The 22268-nt window shown below is 36.4% G+C and carries 25 protein-coding genes; 15 read left to right on the forward strand and 10 right to left on the reverse strand.

Annotated features, from left to right (window positions below; genetic code table 11):
* The first annotated feature begins 2 nt into the window (after window positions 1-2).
* The 7 genes from DYR29_RS05780 to DYR29_RS05810 all read left to right on the forward strand — a co-directional run bounded on the left by DYR29_RS05780 (window position 3) and on the right by DYR29_RS05810 (window position 5905).
* Window positions 3-257, forward strand: coding sequence for a hypothetical protein (locus DYR29_RS05780; protein ID WP_213279677.1), 255 nt, complete (start codon window positions 3-5; stop codon window positions 255-257).
* A gap of 46 nt (window positions 258-303) precedes the next feature.
* Window positions 304-1017, forward strand: coding sequence for an alpha/beta hydrolase-fold protein (locus tag DYR29_RS05785; RefSeq protein WP_213279678.1), 714 nt, complete (start codon window positions 304-306; stop codon window positions 1015-1017).
* A 55-nt stretch (window positions 1018-1072) separates the two neighbouring features.
* Window positions 1073-2026 (forward strand): ATP-grasp domain-containing protein, encoded by a 954-nt coding sequence (locus DYR29_RS05790; protein WP_047425335.1) that lies wholly within the window; start codon window positions 1073-1075, stop codon window positions 2024-2026.
* Window positions 2027-2056: 30 nt separating this feature from the next.
* Window positions 2057-3178, forward strand: coding sequence for a carboxylate-amine ligase (locus DYR29_RS05795; RefSeq protein ID WP_213279679.1), 1122 nt, complete (start codon window positions 2057-2059; stop codon window positions 3176-3178).
* Between the two features lie 33 nt (window positions 3179-3211).
* Window positions 3212-4045 (forward strand): type 1 glutamine amidotransferase, encoded by an 834-nt coding sequence (locus DYR29_RS05800; RefSeq protein WP_213279680.1) that lies wholly within the window; start codon window positions 3212-3214, stop codon window positions 4043-4045.
* A 199-nt stretch (window positions 4046-4244) separates the two neighbouring features.
* A complete protein-coding gene (locus DYR29_RS05805; RefSeq protein WP_213279681.1) occupies window positions 4245-5423 on the forward strand; it encodes a hypothetical protein in 1179 nt (392 codons plus the stop codon).
* Between the two features lie 158 nt (window positions 5424-5581).
* The gene (locus tag DYR29_RS05810) at window positions 5582-5905 is read left to right on the forward strand and encodes a hypothetical protein (RefSeq protein ID WP_213279682.1); all 324 of its coding nucleotides are present in this window, start codon (window positions 5582-5584) and stop codon (window positions 5903-5905) included.
* A 38-nt stretch (window positions 5906-5943) separates the two neighbouring features.
* Here DYR29_RS05810 and cphA read toward each other — a convergent pair whose 3' ends face one another.
* Window positions 5944-8574: a cyanophycin synthetase gene (gene cphA / locus DYR29_RS05815; protein WP_213279683.1), complete on the reverse strand. Its 2631-nt coding sequence runs from the start codon at window positions 8572-8574 to the stop codon at window positions 5944-5946.
* A 201-nt stretch (window positions 8575-8775) separates the two neighbouring features.
* On the opposite strand from cphA, the gene DYR29_RS05820 reads away from it, so the two are divergent.
* The 3 genes from DYR29_RS05820 (at window position 8776) to DYR29_RS05830 (ending at window position 11023) form a co-directional block, all read left to right on the forward strand.
* Window positions 8776-9663 carry a cyanophycinase gene (locus DYR29_RS05820; RefSeq protein ID WP_047425547.1) on the forward strand — a complete coding sequence of 296 codons (888 nt, stop codon included), beginning with the start codon at window positions 8776-8778 and terminating at the stop codon, window positions 9661-9663.
* Window positions 9664-9844: 181 nt separating this feature from the next.
* Window positions 9845-10687 carry an isoaspartyl peptidase/L-asparaginase gene (locus DYR29_RS05825; protein WP_213279684.1) on the forward strand — a complete coding sequence of 281 codons (843 nt, stop codon included), beginning with the start codon at window positions 9845-9847 and terminating at the stop codon, window positions 10685-10687.
* Between the two features lie 99 nt (window positions 10688-10786).
* A complete protein-coding gene (locus DYR29_RS05830; protein WP_047425322.1) occupies window positions 10787-11023 on the forward strand; it encodes a YtxH domain-containing protein in 237 nt (78 codons plus the stop codon).
* Window positions 11024-11118: 95 nt separating this feature from the next.
* Here DYR29_RS05830 and DYR29_RS05835 read toward each other — a convergent pair whose 3' ends face one another.
* The 8 genes from DYR29_RS05835 to DYR29_RS05870 all read right to left on the reverse strand — a co-directional run bounded on the left by DYR29_RS05835 (window position 11119) and on the right by DYR29_RS05870 (window position 17443).
* Window positions 11119-11910 carry a class I SAM-dependent methyltransferase gene (locus DYR29_RS05835; RefSeq protein ID WP_213279685.1) on the reverse strand — a complete coding sequence of 264 codons (792 nt, stop codon included), beginning with the start codon at window positions 11908-11910 and terminating at the stop codon, window positions 11119-11121.
* Window positions 11911-11967: 57 nt separating this feature from the next.
* A complete protein-coding gene (locus DYR29_RS05840; RefSeq protein ID WP_213279686.1) occupies window positions 11968-12504 on the reverse strand; it encodes a PH domain-containing protein in 537 nt (178 codons plus the stop codon).
* 64 nt (window positions 12505-12568) lie between these two features.
* Complete coding sequence (locus DYR29_RS05845; RefSeq protein ID WP_213279687.1) at window positions 12569-13216, reverse strand: GNAT family N-acetyltransferase; 648 nt, start codon at window positions 13214-13216, stop codon at window positions 12569-12571.
* A 17-nt stretch (window positions 13217-13233) separates the two neighbouring features.
* Complete coding sequence (locus tag DYR29_RS05850; protein WP_213279688.1) at window positions 13234-14079, reverse strand: PH domain-containing protein; 846 nt, start codon at window positions 14077-14079, stop codon at window positions 13234-13236.
* Between the two features lie 9 nt (window positions 14080-14088).
* A complete protein-coding gene (locus tag DYR29_RS05855) occupies window positions 14089-14946 on the reverse strand; it encodes a PH domain-containing protein (RefSeq protein WP_213279689.1) in 858 nt (285 codons plus the stop codon).
* Window positions 14947-15166: 220 nt separating this feature from the next.
* On the reverse strand, window positions 15167-16516 hold the full coding sequence (gene hisS / locus DYR29_RS05860; protein WP_213279690.1) for a histidine--tRNA ligase: 1350 nt from the start codon (window positions 16514-16516) through the stop codon (window positions 15167-15169).
* Between the two features lie 124 nt (window positions 16517-16640).
* On the reverse strand, window positions 16641-17096 hold the full coding sequence (locus DYR29_RS05865; protein WP_249413625.1) for an HRDC domain-containing protein: 456 nt from the start codon (window positions 17094-17096) through the stop codon (window positions 16641-16643).
* 14 nt (window positions 17097-17110) lie between these two features.
* Window positions 17111-17443 carry a single-stranded DNA-binding protein gene (locus DYR29_RS05870; RefSeq protein ID WP_047425301.1) on the reverse strand — a complete coding sequence of 111 codons (333 nt, stop codon included), beginning with the start codon at window positions 17441-17443 and terminating at the stop codon, window positions 17111-17113.
* A gap of 349 nt (window positions 17444-17792) precedes the next feature.
* On the opposite strand from DYR29_RS05870, the gene DYR29_RS05875 reads away from it, so the two are divergent.
* Both DYR29_RS05875 and DYR29_RS05880 read left to right on the forward strand, forming a co-directional pair.
* Window positions 17793-18167 (forward strand): helix-turn-helix domain-containing protein, encoded by a 375-nt coding sequence (locus DYR29_RS05875; RefSeq protein WP_213279691.1) that lies wholly within the window; start codon window positions 17793-17795, stop codon window positions 18165-18167.
* Between the two features lie 171 nt (window positions 18168-18338).
* The gene (locus DYR29_RS05880; protein WP_213279692.1) at window positions 18339-19064 is read left to right on the forward strand and encodes a polysaccharide lyase family 7 protein; all 726 of its coding nucleotides are present in this window, start codon (window positions 18339-18341) and stop codon (window positions 19062-19064) included.
* A 115-nt stretch (window positions 19065-19179) separates the two neighbouring features.
* Here the strand turns inward: DYR29_RS05880 and DYR29_RS05885 are convergent, their stop codons facing one another.
* Window positions 19180-19971 carry a hypothetical protein gene (locus DYR29_RS05885; protein WP_213279693.1) on the reverse strand — a complete coding sequence of 264 codons (792 nt, stop codon included), beginning with the start codon at window positions 19969-19971 and terminating at the stop codon, window positions 19180-19182.
* A gap of 424 nt (window positions 19972-20395) precedes the next feature.
* Here DYR29_RS05885 and DYR29_RS05890 point away from each other — a divergent pair, with 424 nt between their 5' ends.
* Genes DYR29_RS05890 through DYR29_RS05900 form a run of 3 tightly spaced genes read left to right on the forward strand, consistent with a single transcriptional unit; the run spans window position 20396 to window position 22253 of the window.
* Window positions 20396-21301, forward strand: a complete 906-nt coding sequence (locus DYR29_RS05890) for an arginase family protein (RefSeq protein WP_213279694.1) — start codon at window positions 20396-20398, stop codon at window positions 21299-21301.
* On the forward strand, window positions 21302-21904 hold the full coding sequence (locus DYR29_RS05895; RefSeq protein ID WP_213279695.1) for an HPP family protein: 603 nt from the start codon (window positions 21302-21304) through the stop codon (window positions 21902-21904).
* Between the two features lie 4 nt (window positions 21905-21908).
* Window positions 21909-22253: a hypothetical protein gene (locus tag DYR29_RS05900; RefSeq protein WP_047374313.1), complete on the forward strand. Its 345-nt coding sequence runs from the start codon at window positions 21909-21911 to the stop codon at window positions 22251-22253.
* Window positions 22254-22268 lie beyond the last annotated feature (15 nt).

Genomic DNA, 22268 nt, shown 5'->3' on the forward strand with positions numbered 1-22268 from the left:
TCATGAAGCCTGAGATTCAAAATGTTATTAAATTCATAATATACAGTCTGCCAGAAGATTCCATCGGAAAATGTAATTTAGAGAACATCAATCCCGGAAAATGTCAAAGCCAGGCTTATTATCAGTTTGTAAATTCAACTCATTCGAATAGGCCTGGATCAAAATGGGTTTTTAAAGAAAATATTATTCTGGAGCATCCAAAATCAGAAACAATTGTACCGGATATTTTAGAAAAAAGATCAACTGGGAGGAATTGAATTTATCAACTTAATATAGCACAGTATTAAAATTAAACAAAGAAAAATGCCTCATATAGAACATACAGAGTATTATTCAAATATATTGGGAATCAGCCTCAAGATAGAAGTGACCGGACATTACGGTCATCCTATCATTATGTTTCCTACTTCTCAGGGACAATATACCCAGAATCATGATTTCCACCTTAACGGAAGCATCAATTGGTTTATAGAACAGGGAAAAGTAAAGCTTTACAATGTTCAGACCATCGACAGCTGGAGCTTTTATGATGATAAAATATCTCCCCAGCAAAGAATAAGAAACTATGAACGATATGTACAGTTTCTGATCCAGGAATTCGTTCCCTATATCCAGAAACTCCATAAAACCCATCGCATAGCAGTGGCCGGAGCCAGTTTTGGAGGATATCACGCTGCCAATTTTGCATTCAGATTTCCTGATGTGGTTTCTCATCTGTTCTGCCTTTCCGGAGCGTTCAGTATAAGAAATTTTATGGACGGCTATTCTGATGAAACGGTTTACTTTAACTGTCCGAGGGAATTTGTAAGAAATGACGAAGCCTGGAAATATAAACACATGCATATTGTGCTCAGCACTTCTGATCAGGATATCTGTAAAGATAAAAATGTTGAAATGGCCGAAATTTTAAGACTGAAAGGAATAGACTTCTGGTATGACGAAAGAAAATGGATAGGTCACGACTGGCCGCTGTGGAGAATGGTCTTCCCAACCTTCATAGGAAACTTTTTCTCTTAAAAACAATAGAAAGACAAATAGAAAAAAATATACACCCATCTTAAAAACAAAAATTATGACAAAAAAAGTAGGAATTCTTTTCGGTATGGAAGACACGTTTCCCTGGGCATTTATAGACAAAGTGAATGAACTGGGAGGTGGAGAAATCATAGCTGAACCCGTTACTATCGACAAATTAGAACAGGGTGCAGACTATGGTTATGCGGTAATCATCGACAGAATTTCGCAGGACGTTCCCTTTTACAGAGCTTACCTGAAAAATGCCGCACTTAATGGCACTTATGTAATCAACAATCCATTCTGGTGGAGTGCTGATGAAAAATTTTTCAATAATGCCCTGATGTCTAAACTTGGTATCCCTCTTCCTAAGACTGTTCTGCTTCCGTCACACGAAAGACCGGACAATACTTCTGAAACTTCATTCAGAAATCTGAAATTTCCACATGACTGGGAATATATCTTTAATTATGTAGGATTTCCGGCATACATGAAGCCTCACGACGGCGGTGGCTGGAAAAATGTTTACAGAGTGGAAAATCCGGATGACCTTTGGAACAAATTAGGTGAAACAGAACAGCTGGTGATGATGGTACAGGAAGAAATAATCTTTGATGATTATTACAGAGTTTACTGTCTGGGCAGAAAATATGTTCACATCATGCCTTACGAACCAAGAAACGCACCTCATCTGAGATATGCTACTACGCACCAGACAGAAGGTAAAGAACTTGAAAAACTGCTGAAAACCATCCATGATTATACCATTACCATGAATGAGGCGTTGGGATATGACTTCAACACGGTAGAATTTGCCGTAAGAGATGGTATTCCTTATGCAATTGACTTCTGCAACCCGGCTCCGGATGCGGACAGAAATTCTGTAGGAGAAGAAAATTTTGCATGGATTATAGAACACGCAGCAAAGCTGGCTGTAGAAAAAGCTAAAGAATATGTTCCAGGGAAACCTAATATTACCTGGGGAACCTTTGTGAAAGATTCCATTAAATAACATTCAAAAAGAATTAAAAAACACAAGAAAATGCATCATCAGTTTACTATTGGAATTGAAGAAGAATATCAGATCATCGATGTCGAAAGCAGAGATCTGGTTTCTCACGTTTCAAAAATCATTGAAGGCGGCAAGGCGGTTTTAAGTGAAAATTTAAAGCACGAAATGCACGAATCCATGATTGAAATGGAAACAGGAATCTGCCAGAATATTCAGGAAGCAAGAGCAGAATTGACGAATTTAAGACGTCATCTTATCAATATTGCCCACGAGCAGGGACTGCGTGTTTCCGGAGGAGGCACCCATCCTTTTTCACATTGGTCAGAAAACAATATCACCCAGGGAGAAAGATACATCAAAATCGTGGATGATATGGGAGATGTAGCCCGTGAAAATCTTATTTTTGGTCTGCACGTCCACATTGGAATTCCTAATCGTGAAGAAGGGGTGAGAATTCAGAATGTAATGCGTTACTTTCTTCCTCATGTGTATGCCCTTTCTACCAATTCACCATTCTGGATCGGAAGATATACAGGCTTTAAATCGTACAGACAGGAAATCTTCGTGAAATTCCCGAGAACCGGTATTCCAAGTTATTTCAACTCTCTGGCAGAATTCGACAGCTATGTAGATCTTCTGGTAAAAACGGGAACTATCGACAATGCCAAGAAAATCTGGTGGGATTTACGGGTACATCCGTTCTACCCTACGATTGAATTCAGAATCTGTGATATGCCGCTAAGAATTGACGAAACAGTATGTCTTGCAGCTATCATGCAAAGTCTTGTTGCTAAAATCTATAAACTTCACCAGCAGAATCTGAGTTTCAGAAGCTACAGAAGACTCCTGTTGAACGAAAATAAATGGCGCGCCTCCAAAAGTGGTATTGAAGCCCATCTGATCGATTTTGGAAAAGAAGAATCTGTTCCATATCCTCATTTATTAAAGGAACTTCTGGAGTTTATTGATGATGTGGTAGATGATCTGGGATGCCGTCACGAAGTGGAATATGCCTGGAAAATTCTTGAAAACGGAACCGGCGCAGACAGGCAGCTTCAGATCTTTAAAGAAACAGGTGATCTCACGAAAGTCGTTGATTATATGATCTCTGAAACGGAGTATGGCATAACACATGGTGAACCTGCTTCATAATTTTTTTGGTAACTTTACAAAAAATATGATGTAATGAAAGATATTCGAATTGCTCTGCTGGACATGAACAACAATCATGTAAATCAAGGTTTTAGAAACATTAAAGAAATTTCTGAAACATTTCAGCAGAACTCTGAAGAAAATGTAGTAATCAAGACATTTGATGTGAGGTTTAAAGATGAAATGCCGGAAATCGGAGATTTTGATATTTTCATTTCTTCAGGCGGTCCGGGAAACCCACATCGTGAAGGCTTTGCCTGGGAAGACAGATTTGCTAATTTTTTAAACTCTGTTTTTGAGCATAATAAACAAAAAGAAGATAAAAAATACCTTTTCCTGATCTGCCATTCATTTCAGTTGGCAAGTATTCACTGGAATCTGGGTAATATCTGCAAAAGAAAGTCTTATTCCTTTGGAGTAATGCCTGTTCATAAAACAGATGAAGGTAAAGAGGAATTCCTGTTCAAAAATCTTCAGGATCCTTTTTATGCAGTAGATTCCAGAGCTTATCAGTTTATTGAGCCGGATCATGACCGTTTTGAAGAACTTGGAATGACTGTTATGGCCATTGAAAAATTCCGTCCTCATATCAATCTGGAAAGAGCGGTAATGGCCGTTCGTTTTTCGGAAGAAATATTCGGAACACAGTTTCACCCTGAAGCCAATCCTGAATCTTTGATCGAAAATCTGAAAGATGAAAAAAACAGAGAAGCCATGATCGAAAATTTCGGTATGGAAAAATATCTTGAAACGATTGACAGAATAGACGATGAAGATAAAATCATTCTGACCAGACATCAGATCCTTCCGAGATTTCTTCAGTTTGCAAAAAAAAACATTTTGAAAGAAGCTGAATCTTTGGCTTAAAAGGCTGGAAGCTGGAAGAAGGATGCCGGAAGTTATTATCGGTTAAGATTATTGATTATTGATTATTCTTTTATTTATAAACGAATAATTTAAATTTCAGAATTAAAAACTTCCCTCTCCCAGCTTCCAACTTCCAGCAGCTTACTATAACAATCGGGCAGCAACGCTCGATTTTTTTAACATCACAAAGAAAAAAAATATGATTCCAAAATACAGAAAACAGTACAATCAGGAGTTTTCGGATGAAAAGTATAATCAATTAAAAAATATACTGGCAGAAAAAGGAGGTACTGCACCTACTTTCAGGGTTTCAGAAAGCCCTATTTTTTTGACCAAAGAGTTTGAAAGTAAACTTATCGATGCCAGCGAAAGTATCATCAGCCAGATCAAGGCTATGCCCACAGAAGTACTTCAGAAAGCCATACCTGACAACTGCAGGGTTCCCAATGATACGGACCAGCCTCATTTTTTCACCATAGATTTCGGAGTCTGCAAAAGTGAAAATGGAGAAATAGAACCTCAACTGATAGAACTTCAGGCGTTTCCTTCTTTATATGCTTTTCAGAAAGTGTATGAGGAAACCTACTGCGAAGTCTACCCTTTTCTTTCGGAAATCAGAAATCCTATGACTCATGAAACCTTTAAAAATTATTTGAAGGAACTGATTGTAGGTGATGAAAATCCTGAAAATGTAATCCTCCTTGAAATATTCCCGGAAAAACAGAAAACAGCGATTGATTTTGCTTTAACAGAAAAATTATTGGGAATAAAAACCGTATGTCTGACGAAAGTAAAAAAAGAAGGCAAGAAACTGTATTATGAAAATAATGGAAAGCTTACCGAAATCAAGAGAATTTACAACCGTGTTATATTTGATGAACTGGACAGCATCCCAGATCTTACTACAGAGTTTGATTTCCGTGAAGAGGTGGACGTCAAATGGATTACTCATCCAAACTGGTTCTTTAAAATCTCAAAATTCCTTTTACCATTATTAAAACATCAGTTTGTTCCAAAAAGCTATTTCCTTCATGAATTTCCGGAAAATGAAAACCTTGAAGACTTTGTATTGAAACCTTTATTTTCATTTGCAGGGAGTGGAGTTAATTTGAATCCTACAAAAGAAGTTACAGACTCTATTCAGGATAAAGAAAACTATATTTTGCAGAGAAAAGTATACTATGAACCAATTTTTGAAGATATCAACGGAGAATTTTCAAAAGCAGAGATCCGTTTGTTGTATATTTGGCGGGAAAATGACGAACGCCCTATCCTATTGGAAAATTTGGGAAGAATGACCAAAGCTGCGATGGTAAATGTGGATTTCAATAAAAAAGATGCCATCTGGATTGGAAGTTCGAATGCTTTTTTTGGATAAATAATTTATAAAACTAATAATACATGGAAGAAAAGTCAACAGCTTTTGCAGAATTTGACAATAACATTTTAACGCGAAGAAGAAATCTATTACCCACCTAGATTAAAGTTTTCTTATGGATATTTTTAATCGGAGGCGCATTATCTGCTATTTTTTTAATGGCAGGCTCACTGATGACTCATATCTCTTTATCGATATACGGAATAAGTGCTAACCATCCCTATTCAATGACAGGACTTTTGATCTGCTTTTTGTTTTTGTTTAAAGGTATTGTTGCGTATGGACTTTGGTTTGAGCAAAAATGGGCAGTACAGGCTGCAATAGTTGATGCTATTATAGGAATTGCTATTTGCCTCATTATGATGGCCATTATCCCATTTGTCAATCCAACAATCAGTTTTACACTCAGATTAGAACTCATTCCTTTGTATTTTTATCTTAAAAAAATGCAGAGTATAAAGAAAACCTGGGAAAGCTTATAAAAAAACAAAACCTCCGAAATTCCGGAGGTTTATTTTTTTTAAATATTCTTATCGTCTTCCAACAGCTCCTTGGCCTGATATTCCTGAACCAGGTCAATAGCATTAGAAATAACATCACTTAAGGCAGTGATAAATGTTCCTTCTTCTGCCATTCCCATCGCATGTTTTAATGCTTCAATTTCTTTAGGAATAATCTCATAACTTACATCTCTGCCCGCCGAGTTAATCCCGTCAATAATCAACCCGTTGATTTCCTCTTCGGTTCTTCCGCGAAGGTGCTTCTCATTTCGGATGATAATATAGTCAAACATTCTCCCGGCAATCTTTCCACACTCTCTAATATCATTATCTCTTCTGTCTCCAACACCGGAAATAATTCCGATTTTCTTTGTTGACTCAACATTTTTCAGATAATCTTCAATAGCTTCGTATCCTGAAGGATTATGAGCGAAATCGATTAGTACTTTAAAGTTTTTGAATTTAAAGACATTCAATCTTCCCGGTGTAAGCTGAGCACTTGGAATAAATGTTCTTAAAGAATTGGAAATATCTTCAATTCCGAACCCATAAAGATAACTTGCCAAACTGGCTGCCAACACATTTTCAATCATGAACCGGGCTTTCCCTTCCATAGTGATCGGGAAATCTTTGGCTTTTCCTATTCTGATTTTCCAGTCTCCTTTTTTAATGGTTACAAAACCCTCTTCATACACGCAGGTGATTTTTCCTTCTTTGGCAAATTTTACGATATGCGGGTTGTTTTCATCCATACTGAAAATGGCCACATTGGAATCAAGATCATTCACGATCTTCATGGAATATTGATTATCCGCGTTCAGCACGCTCCAGCCATTTTTTTTAACACTATCGAGGACGACACGTTTTACTTTGGTAAGATCCTTCAAACTGTGAATGTCATTCATTCCCAGATGATCTTCCTCAATATTGGTCAAAACTCCGATATCACATTGTGAAAAACCAAGCCCGGAACGTAAAATTCCTCCTCTAGCAGTTTCCAGCACTGCAAATTCTACCGTTGGATCTTTTAAGATAAATTCTGCTGAAAGCGGTCCTGTAGTATCGCCTTTTGACAACATTGTATTTTGAATGTAAATTCCATCCGAAGTCGTGAACCCCACTCTGTAACCGTTACTTTTTACAATATGGGAAATAAGTCTTGTAGTCGTAGTTTTCCCATTGGTTCCCGTCACTGCAATAATTGGAATGGTAAAAGGTTTTCCTTGCGGATAAAGCATATCTACAACTGGTGCAGCCACATTTCTTGGAAGCCCTTCGCTTGGCGCCAGGTGCATTCTGAATCCCGGAGCAGCATTCACTTCAATAATAGCTCCGCCACTTTCTTTTAAAGGCTGGGTCAAATTCTCCGCCATCACATCAATACCACAGACATCCAATCCTATAATTTTAGAGATTCTTTCTGCCATTGTGATGTTTTCCGGGTGTACCATATCTGTTACATCAATGGATGTTCCTCCGGTGGAAAGATTCGCTGTTGATTTCAGGTAGACCACTTCTCCTCTTTGAGGAATGGTTTCCAACGTATATTGAAGCTTTTCAAGAAGTTCCAATGTATCTTTATCTACTTCAATCTCAGTAAGGACATTTTCATGGCCATAACCTCTTCTCGGGTCTTTATTTTCTTTTTCAATAAGCTGTTGAAGATTCAGTTCGCCGTCTCCTACAACATGGGCAGGCACTCTTCTTGCTGCCGCCACCATCTTATTATTAATGACCAAAATACGGAAATCATATCCTGTGATATATTTCTCAACAATTACTTTTCTTGAATATTTCTGAGCATGTTCAAGACCTACCTTAGCAGCATCCCAGTCGTTGACATTAATGGAAGAACCTTTTCCGTGATTTCCATCCAAAGGCTTTAAAACAATCGGATACCCAATTTTTCTGATCACAGTATTTAATCCTTCTTCGTCTGCAACCAAATCACCAATCGGTACCGGAATCGCTGCATCATGAAGCATTCTTTTGGTTAATTCTTTATTACATGCGATATCAACGGCAATAGAACTTGTTTTTCCGGTAATCGTAGCCTGAAATCTTTGCTGATTTACCCCGTAGCCCAATTGCACCAGAGAATTTGTTCCCAGTCTGATCCAGGGTATTCTTCGGGAAGCAGCTTCTTCTACAATACTTCCTGTAGAAGGCCCAAGGCGGACACGCTCTCTGATTTCTTTTAATCTATGAATACAGGCATTTAAATCATAATCCTTGCCTTCTACCAGGGCTTCTGCAATTTTTACAGATTCTTCTGCGGCAAAGATCCCTGCATTTTCTTCGATATAATTAAATACTACGTTATATACTCCCGGAGTTTTTGTCTCCCGGGTTCTTCCAAACCCTACATCCATTCCTGCAAGGGTCTGTATTTCCAAAGCGATATGCTCAATGACATGCCCCATCCAGGTTCCTGTTTCCACTCTATGGAAAAAGCCTCCTTCCACTCCTTCTGAACATCGGTGGGTAATCAATGAGGGTATTAATTTTTCAATCCTTTCCCGGAAACCTTCTATTTTATTGGTAGGATAATCCTCCATTTCTTCTAAGTCTAACCTCATCTGTATCAGCTTCTTTCTTCTGATGCTCCAGATATTTGGACCTCTTAGTGCCTGAATCTTTTCGATTTTCATAGTCTATTGGCATTTTAACAGTTAACAATAACTCCTTTCATAGCCAAAGATAATGTAAAACCCTAAACGAAACTATACCAGAATTAAAGATTTGTTAAAAAAGAATTAATTTTAATTAACATTCCTAAAACATTAAAAATCAACTAAAGATGGCACGAAATTAGCGAATGAATGTGAATTATTTTTTAATTTTGTACAATGATGAAACCTGTTGGAAAATTAATAGTTATCGGAGGCGCTGTAAACAAAGGCAGTTTTGCTGAGACCGATTATGATCAGAATATTGAAAAAAATCTTAATTTTTTTGAGCGTGGGATCTTAAGAAAGATCATCAACGAATCAAAGCTTAAGGAAAACTCTGTCATTGAAATTGTTACAACCGCCTCTCAAATCCCTCAGATTGTAGGCACTGAATATAAAAAAGCATTTGAATTCCTTGGTGCTAAAAATGTAAACGTTCTCGACATCCATAATCGTGAAGAAGCCAATTCTGATGCAATGGTGGCAAGAGCCAATGCTGCCGATGTGATGATGTTCACCGGAGGAGACCAGCTGAGACTGACTTCTATTCTTGGAGGAACAAGATTTCATGATACGATTTTATTAAAATACCAGGAGCAGGATTTTATTTATTCCGGAACTTCTGCGGGAGCTGCAGCAGCATCTGAAAATATGATCTACCAGGGAAGCAGTTCTGAAGCATTGTTGAAAGGAGAAATTAAAACTACACAAGGATTAGGTTTGATTGATAATGTCATCATTGATACACACTTTGTGCAGCGTGGCAGAATCGGACGTCTTTTCCAGGCTGTAGTCAACAATCCGAGAACGCTGGGAATAGGACTAGGAGAAGATACCGGACTCTTCATCCATAATGATGTAATGACCGCTGTAGGTTCTGGTCTTGTCATTCTGGTAGACGGAAGATTTATTAAAGATACCAACCTTACCAATATCAATCTTGGAGAACCTATTTCTATTGATAATTTAACGGTACATGTCATGTCTATGAATGATCATTATGATCTTACCACAAAGACATTAACGATTGAGAATTCTCAGTTTAATCCGATACCGCAGGATAAGTAGTACGGGTTGCGGGGTTTTGAGATTCGGTTTTCAAAAGACAATAAGCTCGAAATCCCGGAACACGAAACTCGTACAGGATATGAATAAATTTCTTATCTTTTCTTCCTATTTAATGACCGGGGCCTTGTAATAATTGACAGCAATATACCCGAAGCCACGGAACACGAAACCCTTATCTATTATGAAAATCATTATCCACGGAGGTTTTTTCTCAGAAAGCGATCAAAGCCATGAAGTAAAAACCGCAAAACAGGATTCTTTAAAAGACATTGCCCAAAAAGCATTTGAATATCTTACAACCCATTCAGCTTTTGATACCGTTGCTTATGTCGTTTCATTGCTCGAAGACGATCCGTTATACAATGCGGGAATCGGTTCTCAGATCCAGAGTGATGGTATTATCCGTATGAGTGCTGCTATTATGAATGGAGAAACTCAAAAGCTAAGCGGAGTTATCAATATCCAGGATGTAAAGAACCCTATTTTCGTTGCCAAAGCTCTTATTGAAGAGGATGACCGCGTTTTGGGAGGTTACGGTGCAAAAATCTACGCTACGGAACATGGTTTTGAGAATTTTTCAACAGAAATTCCTCAGAGAAGAAGTGAATATGAAGCCAAATTGGCTAACGGAGGCAAAGGAACGGTAGGTTGTGTAGCGATTGATCAGGAAGGAAAGCTTGCTGTTGCAACCTCTACAGGTGGAAAAGGTTTTGAGATCCCTGGAAGAATTTCAGATTCTGCCACCGTGGCTGGAAATTATGCCAATGCCTTCTGTGCTGTAAGCTGTACCGGTGTGGGGGAAGATATTGTGAGCAATGCTACTGCCACAAAAATTGTAACGAGGGTTACAGATGGGATGAGCCTTGAGCAGGCTTTCAGCAAGACATTTGATGAACTAAAAACCATTGATGGATTCGCAGGAGCTATTGCCATTGATAAAGACGGAAATCTTTACCATCAGGATTCTTATCCTACTATGGTTTTCGCCAGTTTTGATGGCAAAAATTTTGAAGTCTTCTCTTAATTTTAACATTTTTTTATAAGTCGATTTATTTTTTTGGCACGTATTTTACATTATTAGTAATAACAAATTTTAATATTAATACATAAAAAAATAGAAATCATGGGAAACAAAACAAAAGGTATATTAGCTTTATTAGGTTTAGGTGCATTAGCTTATTGGAAATATAAGAATTCAAGCCCTGAAGATCAACAGGCCGTAAAAGACAAAATCAATACTGCAAAAGACAATCTTAACAAATGGGGAAATGACCTTAAAACAAAAGCCAATGACGTTGCTTCCCAGGTTCAGAATAAAGTGGACGAAGTAAAGACAAAAGCTGAAGATTCTCTAAGCTAGACAAAAGCAGTTTTTTTTAACATTCATATATAGGAAAAGTCATCGTAATCAATATTACGATGACTTTTTATTTTAGAAAAATTCCAATTCAATTTCTATTTTTTCTGTGCTGCCAAAGCAAAAACCAATGGTATTTTATTTCCAAACTGTGGAATTCTCCATTTCCCTTTTTCAAATTCATCTACATGTCTGAAGCAAGGATATGGCGACCAGTCAAATTCCTGAAAAGTGTCCAGTTTTAAATCTTTTTTAACCAGATTATCGAGAACTTCTGATAAAGAGTGATTCCACATGACATATTCCTGTACGATGGGTGCAGACTGGTCTGCATAAGTTCCTTCATAAGTCTCTACTATCGGCTTTTCATTAAAATAGTTGTAAGCCACTTTTGTAAAATCATCATCAAACATCCAGACAACCGGATGAAACTCTGCCATAATAAATTGTCCGTCAGGTTTTAAAAAATGACTGATAACACCCGCCCATTTTTCAAGATCAGGAAGCCAGCCTATTGTGCCATAACTTGTATACACGATATCAAATTTCTGATCCAGCACATTGGGCAGATCGTATACGTCTGAACAGATAAATTCTGTATCTGTACCACATTTCTGAGCAAGATCTTTGGCTGCATCAATAGCTTGGTCAGAAAGATCTATTCCGGTCACTTTTGCCCCCATTCTTGACAGCGAAATAGAATCCTGTCCAAAATGACACTGCAAATGCAGAATACTTTTTCCTTTTATATCTCTCAGAAGATCTAGTTCTATTGAATTGAGTGAAGTTCTTCCTTTCAGAAATTCATCTACAAAATAAAAATCCGACTTCAGGTGCGGTTCCACCTTAGCATTCCATGATTTTTTATTTATTTCTAAGTAATTTTCCATTGTTCTAGTTTAAAATAGTGTTATTTCTGCTTTTTATTAAAGCTTCTTACGTACTGATTATAATTTATCCATGAGCTTTTTCTTTTGATCAAGAAATTCTTCCTCACTTAAAACTCCGGATTCTTTTAATCTTCCCAATTGTTCGAGCTGGTCTAAAACACTGGGTTCAGGTTTATTCTGAATGGATTCTTCAGGACGGGACATAAAATCTCTTACCTTTTCACAAAAAAGCTCAGCATGATACCTTCCTACTCCATTTATCTCTACGATGTCATCAGTAACCTGAATATCTATGGAAGCCAGCAATACTGCCGTTTCATATTGTATTGAGCTTATTTTGCTGTAGGAAAAGTCCTCTACTTTCAATCCGTACATGAATTCTTTATCTACAAAGATCAATCTTCTGTCCGTAGCTACCAGAATGATATGATGATTGTTTGTTTTGTTTCTGCCTTCAACGAGATAGACAATTTTTTCGTCTGCTGAAAGAATATCCGGCAGCGCATGAATTTCTTTTCTGGCAAATATGGTAGGACTGATATCCAACTTTTTAAGTTCCTCTCTTATCTCGTCAAGTCTTGATTTCTCACTCATAGTAACAGTTTATTAGCCTAAATTACTACTTATTGGTGATTAAATATTTAATTTGGCTAAAATATTACGTTTCGGACGGAATTACGATAGAAGTGTGCAGGCAATACATTTTCCAACCTAACGTTTCATACAACCGCTTTCCTTCTTCTGTTGCTACTAAAAGGTTATTTGAAAATCCCTTTGATAAAGCGATCTTCTCAAGTTCTTTCAATAAAAAAGAAGCGAGCCCTTTTCTTTGATGATTTTTCTCGGTAATAATCCTGTCATATATAGCAGTATCATTGACAAGGGAAACACGGCCTATAGAAGCCTGTTCGCCATTCTCTGCTACAATCCTGACAACAAAAGTGGTGTTATAGTTAGAAAATTCTAATTGATATCCTTCTGCAAGGCTGATTTCCGGGAAGTTCATCGGGTGAAAACAGGTCATCATATATCCTTGTGGCTGCAGTTTCCATCTTTCCGGGATTTTCTCTATAAATGCTTCAGGAGAAGTAGATACTTTGAGATAAATCCAGGGTTCATCAATTGAATCTGCAAGTTGGAAAAAATCATCATTAAGTTCAGGAAATACAAAACGTTCTTTTTGTTTTTCATCTCCTACCATCACATGGAATCCGGATTTATACTGTACAGGAAAAGGCACTTCTCTTGATAAACACCATCCTTTTAGCCAGTTTTCTACTATTTCTGCCGATACTTTGTCCTTCATGATTTGGTATTAAAAGTTTATTTCAATTGCTCCAGCAGCTTTTTTTTCTGTTCTGCAAATTCGGAATCGGTCAAAATTCCGTTTTCTCTCAGTTTTCCTAATTTCTCAAGCTGATTAAAAATTTCTTCTGATGAAACTGAAATACTTTTGCCTGCAGTATCAATTTGTTTCGGAGGCTGTTCATTAGGATTATTATAAATGGCTTTTATAGTATCATAGAACTTTTCAGCATCTTCCTTATCCATATAGCATTCAAATTCAACTACTCTTTCGTCCAAATGCAGTTTAATGATGGGAGATCTCGAATGTGTCACAAAGCTTACCGACTTTATGGTCTCATTAAGGTAATCATTAATCTTTGCTGCACCAAACATTCCTTTTGATACAGAAATCATCCTTTTTGGGGTTGCCACCAATACTCCAGCATCTAATGTATTGACAAACTGAGCATCTGTAATGGCAATTATCTGTTCCTCCTCAGAAATCAGATAAGGAAGTTCTTTGATTTCTCCTTTGGTGAACATCGAAAGATTGGCATTCAGCTTTTCCAGTTCAAATTTTATTTTGCGGTGTCTCCGTTTGTAAACTTCTTTTGAAATTTGGGTTGAATCAGAATCTATCGTTACAGGAAGAATTTCGTTTGCCACTGTTGGCAGAACAGGTTCTGCTTTCTCTGTTTTCAGCATTTCATTAATATCATCAATACTGAATTTATTAAGATTGTACAGCAATTCTTCATTGATATTGCTCGTTTCATTCAAACATTTATTGCATAAAACGTTGCCATCTGAAAGCGTATTAGCACCCAAAAGCGTATCCATAGAGGTTAATTCTGTTTTACACAATGCACAGTTATTACTCATCTCTTCTTTTTATAATTTATCAAGTAATTTTTTCTTTTGTTCGGCAAATTCAGCCTCTGTAAGCACTCCACTCTCTCTGAGTTTACCCAGTTTTTCTAGATGCTCAAAGATAGATCCGGAATCTCCTTTATCCGTAGAATATACATTTTCCTGAACCAAATCAGGAATCGTTTGGGAAAATGCCTGCAATGGACTTGAATTCCTTCTCTCATTTTCATAATAGTTTGTACTTCTTTTGACATTGGAAAATGCCCTTCCATCATTTTTATTGTGCAGTTTAAACTGTGCATCACCTCTATAAGTATTGATTTTCAGAATTGAATACAAGAGATTTTCAATATGATCAATGGACGAGATATCCTGAAGCGGAAATTCATTTTTTACAACGCCGCCCAGAAATTTTTTATCAATGAAAACTACCCTTTTCTGTGTTGAAAATATAATTCCTTCCCTGTTACTTTGAAGGTCAATTCCTTCTGCAATAGCCAGCAGTTTTTCATCTTTGTCCAGAATATTTGCCAATTCTTTCACCTCTTCATTGGCAAGAACACTCAGTCTTGCATTCAGAGCAACAATCTGATCTTTTATTTCATCCAGCCTAGTTGGTGCATCATATTCGTAATGGTTATTTGCTGTATATTGGGATCCTCCGGCACTCTGGCTTGCATCAATTTTACTTTTCAGAATCATTCCTGTAATTTCTGCAAAATAAAACTGATCAAGATTATGAATAAGGTCTCTGTTGATAGTAACGGCTTTAGTAAAACATCCTGCACACAAATAACCACCGTCAGCAAGTTTATTTTTGCCTACAGACATATCCGTTGTCGTTAGTGTTGTTCCGCACAATGCGCAAATAGTGTTCATCTGGTTTTATGTTTAATAGTTTTAATGAATACAGAGCATTATTTTCCCCTGTCTATATACTTTGATCCAAATTACAAATTCTGAATCGATTGTAAGGATCAAAAATATTCAAATCTTAACATCAATCAAAAAAAACAACCACAAAAAAGCTTTTGTGGTTGTTTTTCTTTTACATAACCTAAAAATCAATTGATAAATTTATTGGGTAGTATTGGCCATATTATCCTAAGAATTCTTCCAGAGAAACCGTTTTCTTTTCTCCTGCTTCAAGATCTTTATAGGTAACTGTATTATTTTTAATTTCTTCTTCACCCAGGAAAACCACATTTTTGATACCTTTCTTTTCTGCGTAAGTAAACTGCTTATTAATCTTTGCATTTTCAGGGTATAATTCTGCTGAAATTCCTTTTGCTCTTAGCTGCATGATCAATTTTAAAGCTTCTATTGTTTCTTCTCCTCCAGAATTAGCAAACAAATATTCGATTTTGGATGATGCTTCTTCAGGGAAAAGATTAAGTTCTTCCATTACCAGATAGATTCTGTCTAATCCGAATGAAATTCCTATTCCCGGAATATTTTTAACTCCAAAAACTTCTGTAAGGTTATCATATCTTCCACCGCCGCCGATGGATCCCATAGCAACCTCATCTGCTTTCACTTCAAAGATAGCCCCTGTATAATAATCCAATCCTCTTGCCAGGGTAATATTGAATACAAGATTTTGCATATCAACACCAAGGCTCAGAGACTGTGTAAGAACATATTCAAGTTCTTCTACTCCTTTCAGGCCGATTTCATTTCCTGCAAATTTTTCTTTCAGCTGAAGAAGGTTTTCCAATGCATCGTCAGACTGGATGAATAAGAAATCCAGCTTATCAATAGATTCCTGAGAAATTTCTCTTTCCAGTAATTCTTTTACAACACCTTCTTTACCAATTTTATCCAGCTTATCTAGTGCTACCGTGAAGTCAATCAGCTTATCTGTAATTCCTGCATATTCTGCCAATCCTGAAAGAATTTTTCTGTTGTTCATATGAATGGTTACAGGAACTTTCAGATCAGCAAATGATTTTAAATACAACTGAACCAGCTCTACCTCCTGTAATAAGCTTTCACTTCCTACCACATCCGCATCACACTGATAAAACTCTCTGTATCTTCCTTTTTGAGGTCTGTCTGCTCTCCAAACCGGCTGGATTTGGGAACGTTTGAATGGAAATGTAAGTTTCCCATGATTCATAGCCACAAATCTTGCAAAGGGTACAGTAAGGTCATAACGAAGAGCTTTTTCTGAAATTTGAGAAACAAGTTTCTGATGGTTTTTATGATCCCAGTCTTCCTGATTAACATCAGAAGTATAATCTCCCGAATTTAAAATCTTAAAAATCAAACGGTCTCCTTCTTCTCCGTATTTCCCCGTAAGTGTAGAAAGATTTTCAAAGCTTGGAGTTTCCAATGGCTGAAACCCGAATAATTCAAAATTATTCTGTAAAATATTGATGATATATTTTCTTCTGGAAACTTCCTGTGCCGTAAAATCTCTCGTCCCTTTTGCTAAACTTGGCTTCATTTTTTGTATGTCATTTTGATAAATGCAAAAGTACGGAATTGCATGGACTTTACACAGCATAAAAAGCTGAAGAAAGAATCTTCCCCAGCTTTTTTGCTGTTGTGTTATCAATTATTCTGAAAAATCAAACGCTTTCAAGAATCTCAAGGATCTCTTCACCATAATTTTCAATCTTATGCTTTCCAAACCCTTTGATCTCCAGCAATTCTTCTTTTCTGGCAGGCTTATACTTGGCTACAGATATCAGCTCTTTATTGCTGGCGATGAAATAAGTGGGAAGATTCTGTTCCCGGGCTTTTTCTGACCGCCAAAACTTCAGTGCATCCAGTATCTTTTCTTCATCAGTATTCAGGAAATCATTCTCTGCAGAATATTTAACTGCTTTTGGTTCTTTAACTGTATTTTTTGTCAGTTTCAGATCTTCAAAATACAATATTACAGACCAATACCGTTCTTCGCTTACAAAAGCTGTTTCTACTTTCATAATCTCATGGGCTTCCAGAAAATCATCCAGCATTTTCTGATCTCTGTACAGAAATTCTTCCGGAAGTCTTATTTTAAAAACTTTTACTTTCATCATTTGTGTTTTTAGAATTATTTTCCTCCTAATAATAAGATCTCATCCACACGAATTTCTGTGACATACCGCTTCACCCCATCTTTATCATCATATGATCTGTAGGTAAGCTTGCCCTCTACGGCAATTTCTTTTCCCTTAGAAACATATTTCTCAAAAATTTCAGCCGTTTTCCCAAAAGCAATAAGATTGTGCCATTGCGTTTCTTCTACTTTTTCTCCTTTGGCATTGGTGTAATGATCACTTGTTGCTAAGGATACACTTGCTTTTACATTTCCATTATCGAAGTTTACCATTTCAACTTCTTTTCCTGTGTAACCAATTAATGTTACTTTGTTTCTTAGTGACATAACTTTTAGATTTTAAAGATTAATAATTCAGATAAGAGACGTTCACTGTTTTTCTCAAATCTCTGTTGCAAAGATTGCGATGTTATCAATCCTCAGTCGGTTATAAACTATTTAAATCCGTTTGTAGTCGTTTGAAAACGGATAATAAAATAAATAGAATTCAGTTTAAAACAACAATTATTAAGCTTAAAAAACACTAATCATCACTTTTAAAGTAAAAATTGAATGATAAAAAACTGTATCCTAAAATATTTTCTCCTTCAAAAAACATTGAAAAATAGATGTATTACCAAGGATTTTTTTTCTATTTAATTTAATTTTTTTTTGCAAATTTGTAAAAATGTCTGATATGCAAAAAGAAAAACTCCGTACAGTAAGAAAGATGAAAGGCTTCACCCAGCAACAAATGGCTGAGGTAATCCCAACTGACGTTTCCAACTATAGCAGAAAAGAAAGTGGTGCTGTATTTATAACACAGACAGAATGGTCCAAACTTGCCAAATTTTTAGAGGTTCCTGTTGAGGAAATTTATGAAGAAGAGGAAGCTAAAATTATTATTGAAAACCCTGTTTTTAATGACAGTCCTGGAGCAAACATTGGAAACAGTACTTCTTCCGGTAACAATATTGGATATATTAATAATGAGTTAAGCATAGAAATTATAAAAACAATGCAGGAATATATTGGTCTGCTGAAAGAGGAAATCGAAAGACTGAAAAAATAAAAATTATTGCTAAAAATATATTGAGGTCAGAATGGGTTATTACTTATTCTGACTTTCTTTTTTCAGACATCTGGTAAAGTAATTTTTAATATTTTCTTAATTATTTATCCGGAATATTATTCAACAAAAGTTCTAAATTCGTTTAGATTATTCCGGCATAATTTCCTTTGTATGAAAGATCATTTTAAAACTCTCGCAGCATACACCGTATTTTTATTTTTTCCCGTGCTCTCTTCAGCACAGAAAAATACTTATGCAAAAGTTCCTCACCAATTTGATCTCAGTAGATTTGATCTGCAGCTGCCTATTCCTAAAAATAATTCCATTGCGATTATTAAAGGATCTGATATTGAACAATTCTCCTCCGATAACTTTTATTTTTCTCCTCAGGATAGCAGCATACGTTTCTTTTGTTCTTCTAATGGCAAAACGACTCAAGGTTCACATTTTCCACGAACAGAATTGCGCCAGATCAAAGAATGGAATTTTGAAAATCAGCATAGTTTACGTGTAAAAATGGCTGTTTTGCAGCAACCTGGAACCGGGAAAATTATTATTGGGCAGATTCATGGGCATTCCAAAGGCACCGAAGCTTTAAAAATCTGGTGGAATAATGGTGAAATTCAGGCTGGCTTCAAAAAAGAAGTTAATGATAAAGAAGAAAGAATTACGCTCCTGAAAAATGTTTCTTTAGGTCAAACATTTGATTACAGTATTCAACAAAACAATACTGATGTCTTAGTGACGGTAAACCAGCAGACTGTTTCTTTTCATTTTGGTGACAGCTGGAAGACAGAATCTGTTTATTTCAAGGCAGGAAATTATCTGCAGGACAACAACCAATCTCCTGTAACTTCTGGCCTGACTGCTATTTACGATATCAGAATATCAGAATAAAAAAGGCACTCAAGCAACTATTGAGTACCTTTCATTTAATCATGTAACTTAGAATTGGAATTTCATGAGTTTCTCATTCAATGATCAGTTGGTTAATAAGCTTTAAATAATGAGATTAATCTTTGGCTTGAGAAATCCTTGTTATACTATCAATAGTGGCATCCAATGAGGTGTCAGATTTTATTTTAATGAGATATCCGCTTCCTATCGATAAAGGGTCTGCAACACTCACCAGATAAAAAACAAGATTTCCGGATGTTACCCCATTGGGTGCAACGGCGGTCTGATCTATGGAGAATGTTGAAGGAGGAACCGGGTTGGAGAGGTTTACTGTCACAAATGCAACGGAACCGTTATTCTTATTGGTATAGCTTACAATGACTCTCCACATGTGAATCTGACCTGCAATAGGATTTTCCAGAAACCGCCCTGTGGCAGGATCATATATATCCCCAGGCACCGGATTGATAATATTTTCCGGCCATGTGGTGGTAGGAGGTGCAGCAAAGTCTGTCACAATATTCATTGGAGTTTGGTAAACAATGTTTTGATAAGTCATTAAAGGAACTCCTCCTGAAGATTTGAATGCAAATGAGGGTTTCACTCCTGCCCCGCTATTGAGCTTAACAACTCCTTCATTAGCGGTTGTTAAGGTTTGCGAAGAAATTACTGTACTCCATTGGGTTCCATTATAATACCTTAAAGTCTTGTTCGTGGAATCATAGATAATCATTCCTGCTGTGGGTGTGGTTACATTGGCCGGAGGATTGGCATTTCTCGTTAACACAACTGCTGAATTTGCTGAGGTAACGTCTAGAACACCTTGTGGGGAAGTTGTATTTATCCCTACCTGTGCAATTGAGAAAGAAGAGCATAAAATACTCATCAATAAATTGGATTTTTTCATGGTTTGCTTTTTTGAATGTTGATATCAAATTTACAAAAAAACACCATTAAGTGAAATAAAAATTTAATTTATTTACTGAAAACAAGCTAGTTATACATAATAATAAAACTTTATGAATAAAAATTTCATTTAAAAAATTGATAAAATACTACTTTTTTCAAACAAAAGGGAATTAAATAAAATACAGTCTTAGAATTCAATTTCAAGAATAAATTAGGTGATTTTATAAAACATATTGCTATAACAAACAGAGATTAATAAAATCAGTTTAGTCTTTTTCAGCTTTCCAAAGCATAATTTATTGTATTTCATAGTTAATTAAACATTTGATTCTAAGAAAAAGTTTGTTTTAGTAAAATAACTGTCTGTCTCACGGTTATCCATTTACAAACGGATAATTCCGTATCTTTGTGAAAATTCATCTATGAAAAGGAACATCAATATTTTTGAGTTTCCTCTCAATTTGGGACTTACAAAAAAGGAACATGAGACGGAACCCGGGGTTCGAAAACTTCCGGACTGGCTCAGGAAATTTGATTTTCATCGTAGAATTGCTCCTAAAAAAGTTTTCAGACTTGATGCTCCGGAATATTCCATGGATTTTGATGAGGAATCTAATGTAAGAAATGCAGATCTCATTATTGAATACGCCAAAAAACAGACTGAATATATTCTTAAGAATTACGAAAAAAATACATTCAATATTATCCTGGGCGGTGACTGCAGCATTCTGATTGGAAATGCTGTCGCCTTGAAAAAACTGGGAAACTTCGGACTCTTTTATCTTGACGGCCACACAGATTTTATCCCACCGGAACTTTCAGAAACCGGAGGTGCTGCAGGAATGGATCTCGCCATCATTACCGGAACCGGACACGAGAAACTGACCAATATTGATGGTTTAAAGCCCTATTTATCTGAAGAAAATATTTTCTGCTGCGGAAATGCAGAAACAGATGATGAAGAATATGTTAATCAAATTATCAATTCCAATATTCATTATTATGATCTTTACCGTCTCAGAGAGAATGGCTTCAGAAAAACCGCTGAAAACTTTCTGAAAATGGTGAATGATAAAGATCTGGACGGTTTTTTCATTCATTTTGACGTGGATATTCTGAAAGATGAGATAATGTCGGCCGTAGACAGCAGAATGGAAGACGGAATCAGCTATGATGACCTCAGGGAAATGCTAGAACCTTTATTTGATAGTCCATTGTGCTTTGGGATAGAGATTACTATTTTAGATCCTGATTATGATGAAAACGGAACGTATACCCAGCCATTTGTAGAGAATTTAATTCAAATTATAAAAAATAAAGAAGAGTAAATGAAGAAGAGTATAAGAAGAACATTCAGAGTTTCCAAATATGTGATTTATAAAGAAACGCTTGTTGATTACAAAGAACATTTCTGGTCATTTTTGGGTGCATTTTTCGGGATTGGAATCATTGCATTTATCCAGTCTCATTCGTTAGCGGAAACTGAGAATATATTCCTGATTGGTTCTTTTGGGGCTTCAAGTGTTCTTATTTATGGAGCCATACAGAGTCCGCTGGCACAGCCCAGAAACCTTGTAGGCGGACATGTGTTGTCTGCATTAGTAGGGGTTACAGTCTATCAGTTTGTTCCGCATATTATCTGGCTTTCGGCTCCTTTGGCAGTAGCTTTTTCTATTGTATTGATGCAGTATACCAAAACGCTGCATCCACCAGGTGGTGCTACAGCTTTGATTGCTGTAAGTTCTACCGGGAAAATTCCGGAATTGGGATATTGGTATGTCATCTCCCCTGTTCTTTCCGGATGTATCATTCTGCTGTTGGTAGCTTTATTTTTTAATAATATTACTCCTAACAGAAGCTATCCTACCCACAGCAGATTCATGAGGCTGTTAAGAAAAAGACATGCACATCCCCACAAAATAAAAAAATAAAAAGATGAATTGTCTGGAATGTGGCGAGAAAATCATCGGGAGGTCTGATAAAAAGTTTTGCAACGATGCCTGCCGGAACGCCTATAACAATAAGCAAAATAAGGATTCTAACAACCTGATGCGGAATGTGAACAACAAACTCCGCAAAAACTACCGAATCCTGATGGAAATTAATACTGACGGTAAAACAAAAGTGGCCAGGTCCAGACTGGATGGCTTAGGTTTTGATTTTGATTATTTCACCAACCTGAAAGTTTATAAAAACGGTTCTGAATACAAGTTTATTTATGATTACGGCTATAAACTTCTGGAAGATGATTTTGTACTGATTGTAAAGAATCAGGCATAACCCACACACCTTAAA

Origin of the sequence: Chryseobacterium indologenes (assembly GCF_018362995.1) — a bacterium.
In the GTDB taxonomy this organism is placed as follows: domain Bacteria; phylum Bacteroidota; class Bacteroidia; order Flavobacteriales; family Weeksellaceae; genus Chryseobacterium; species Chryseobacterium indologenes_G.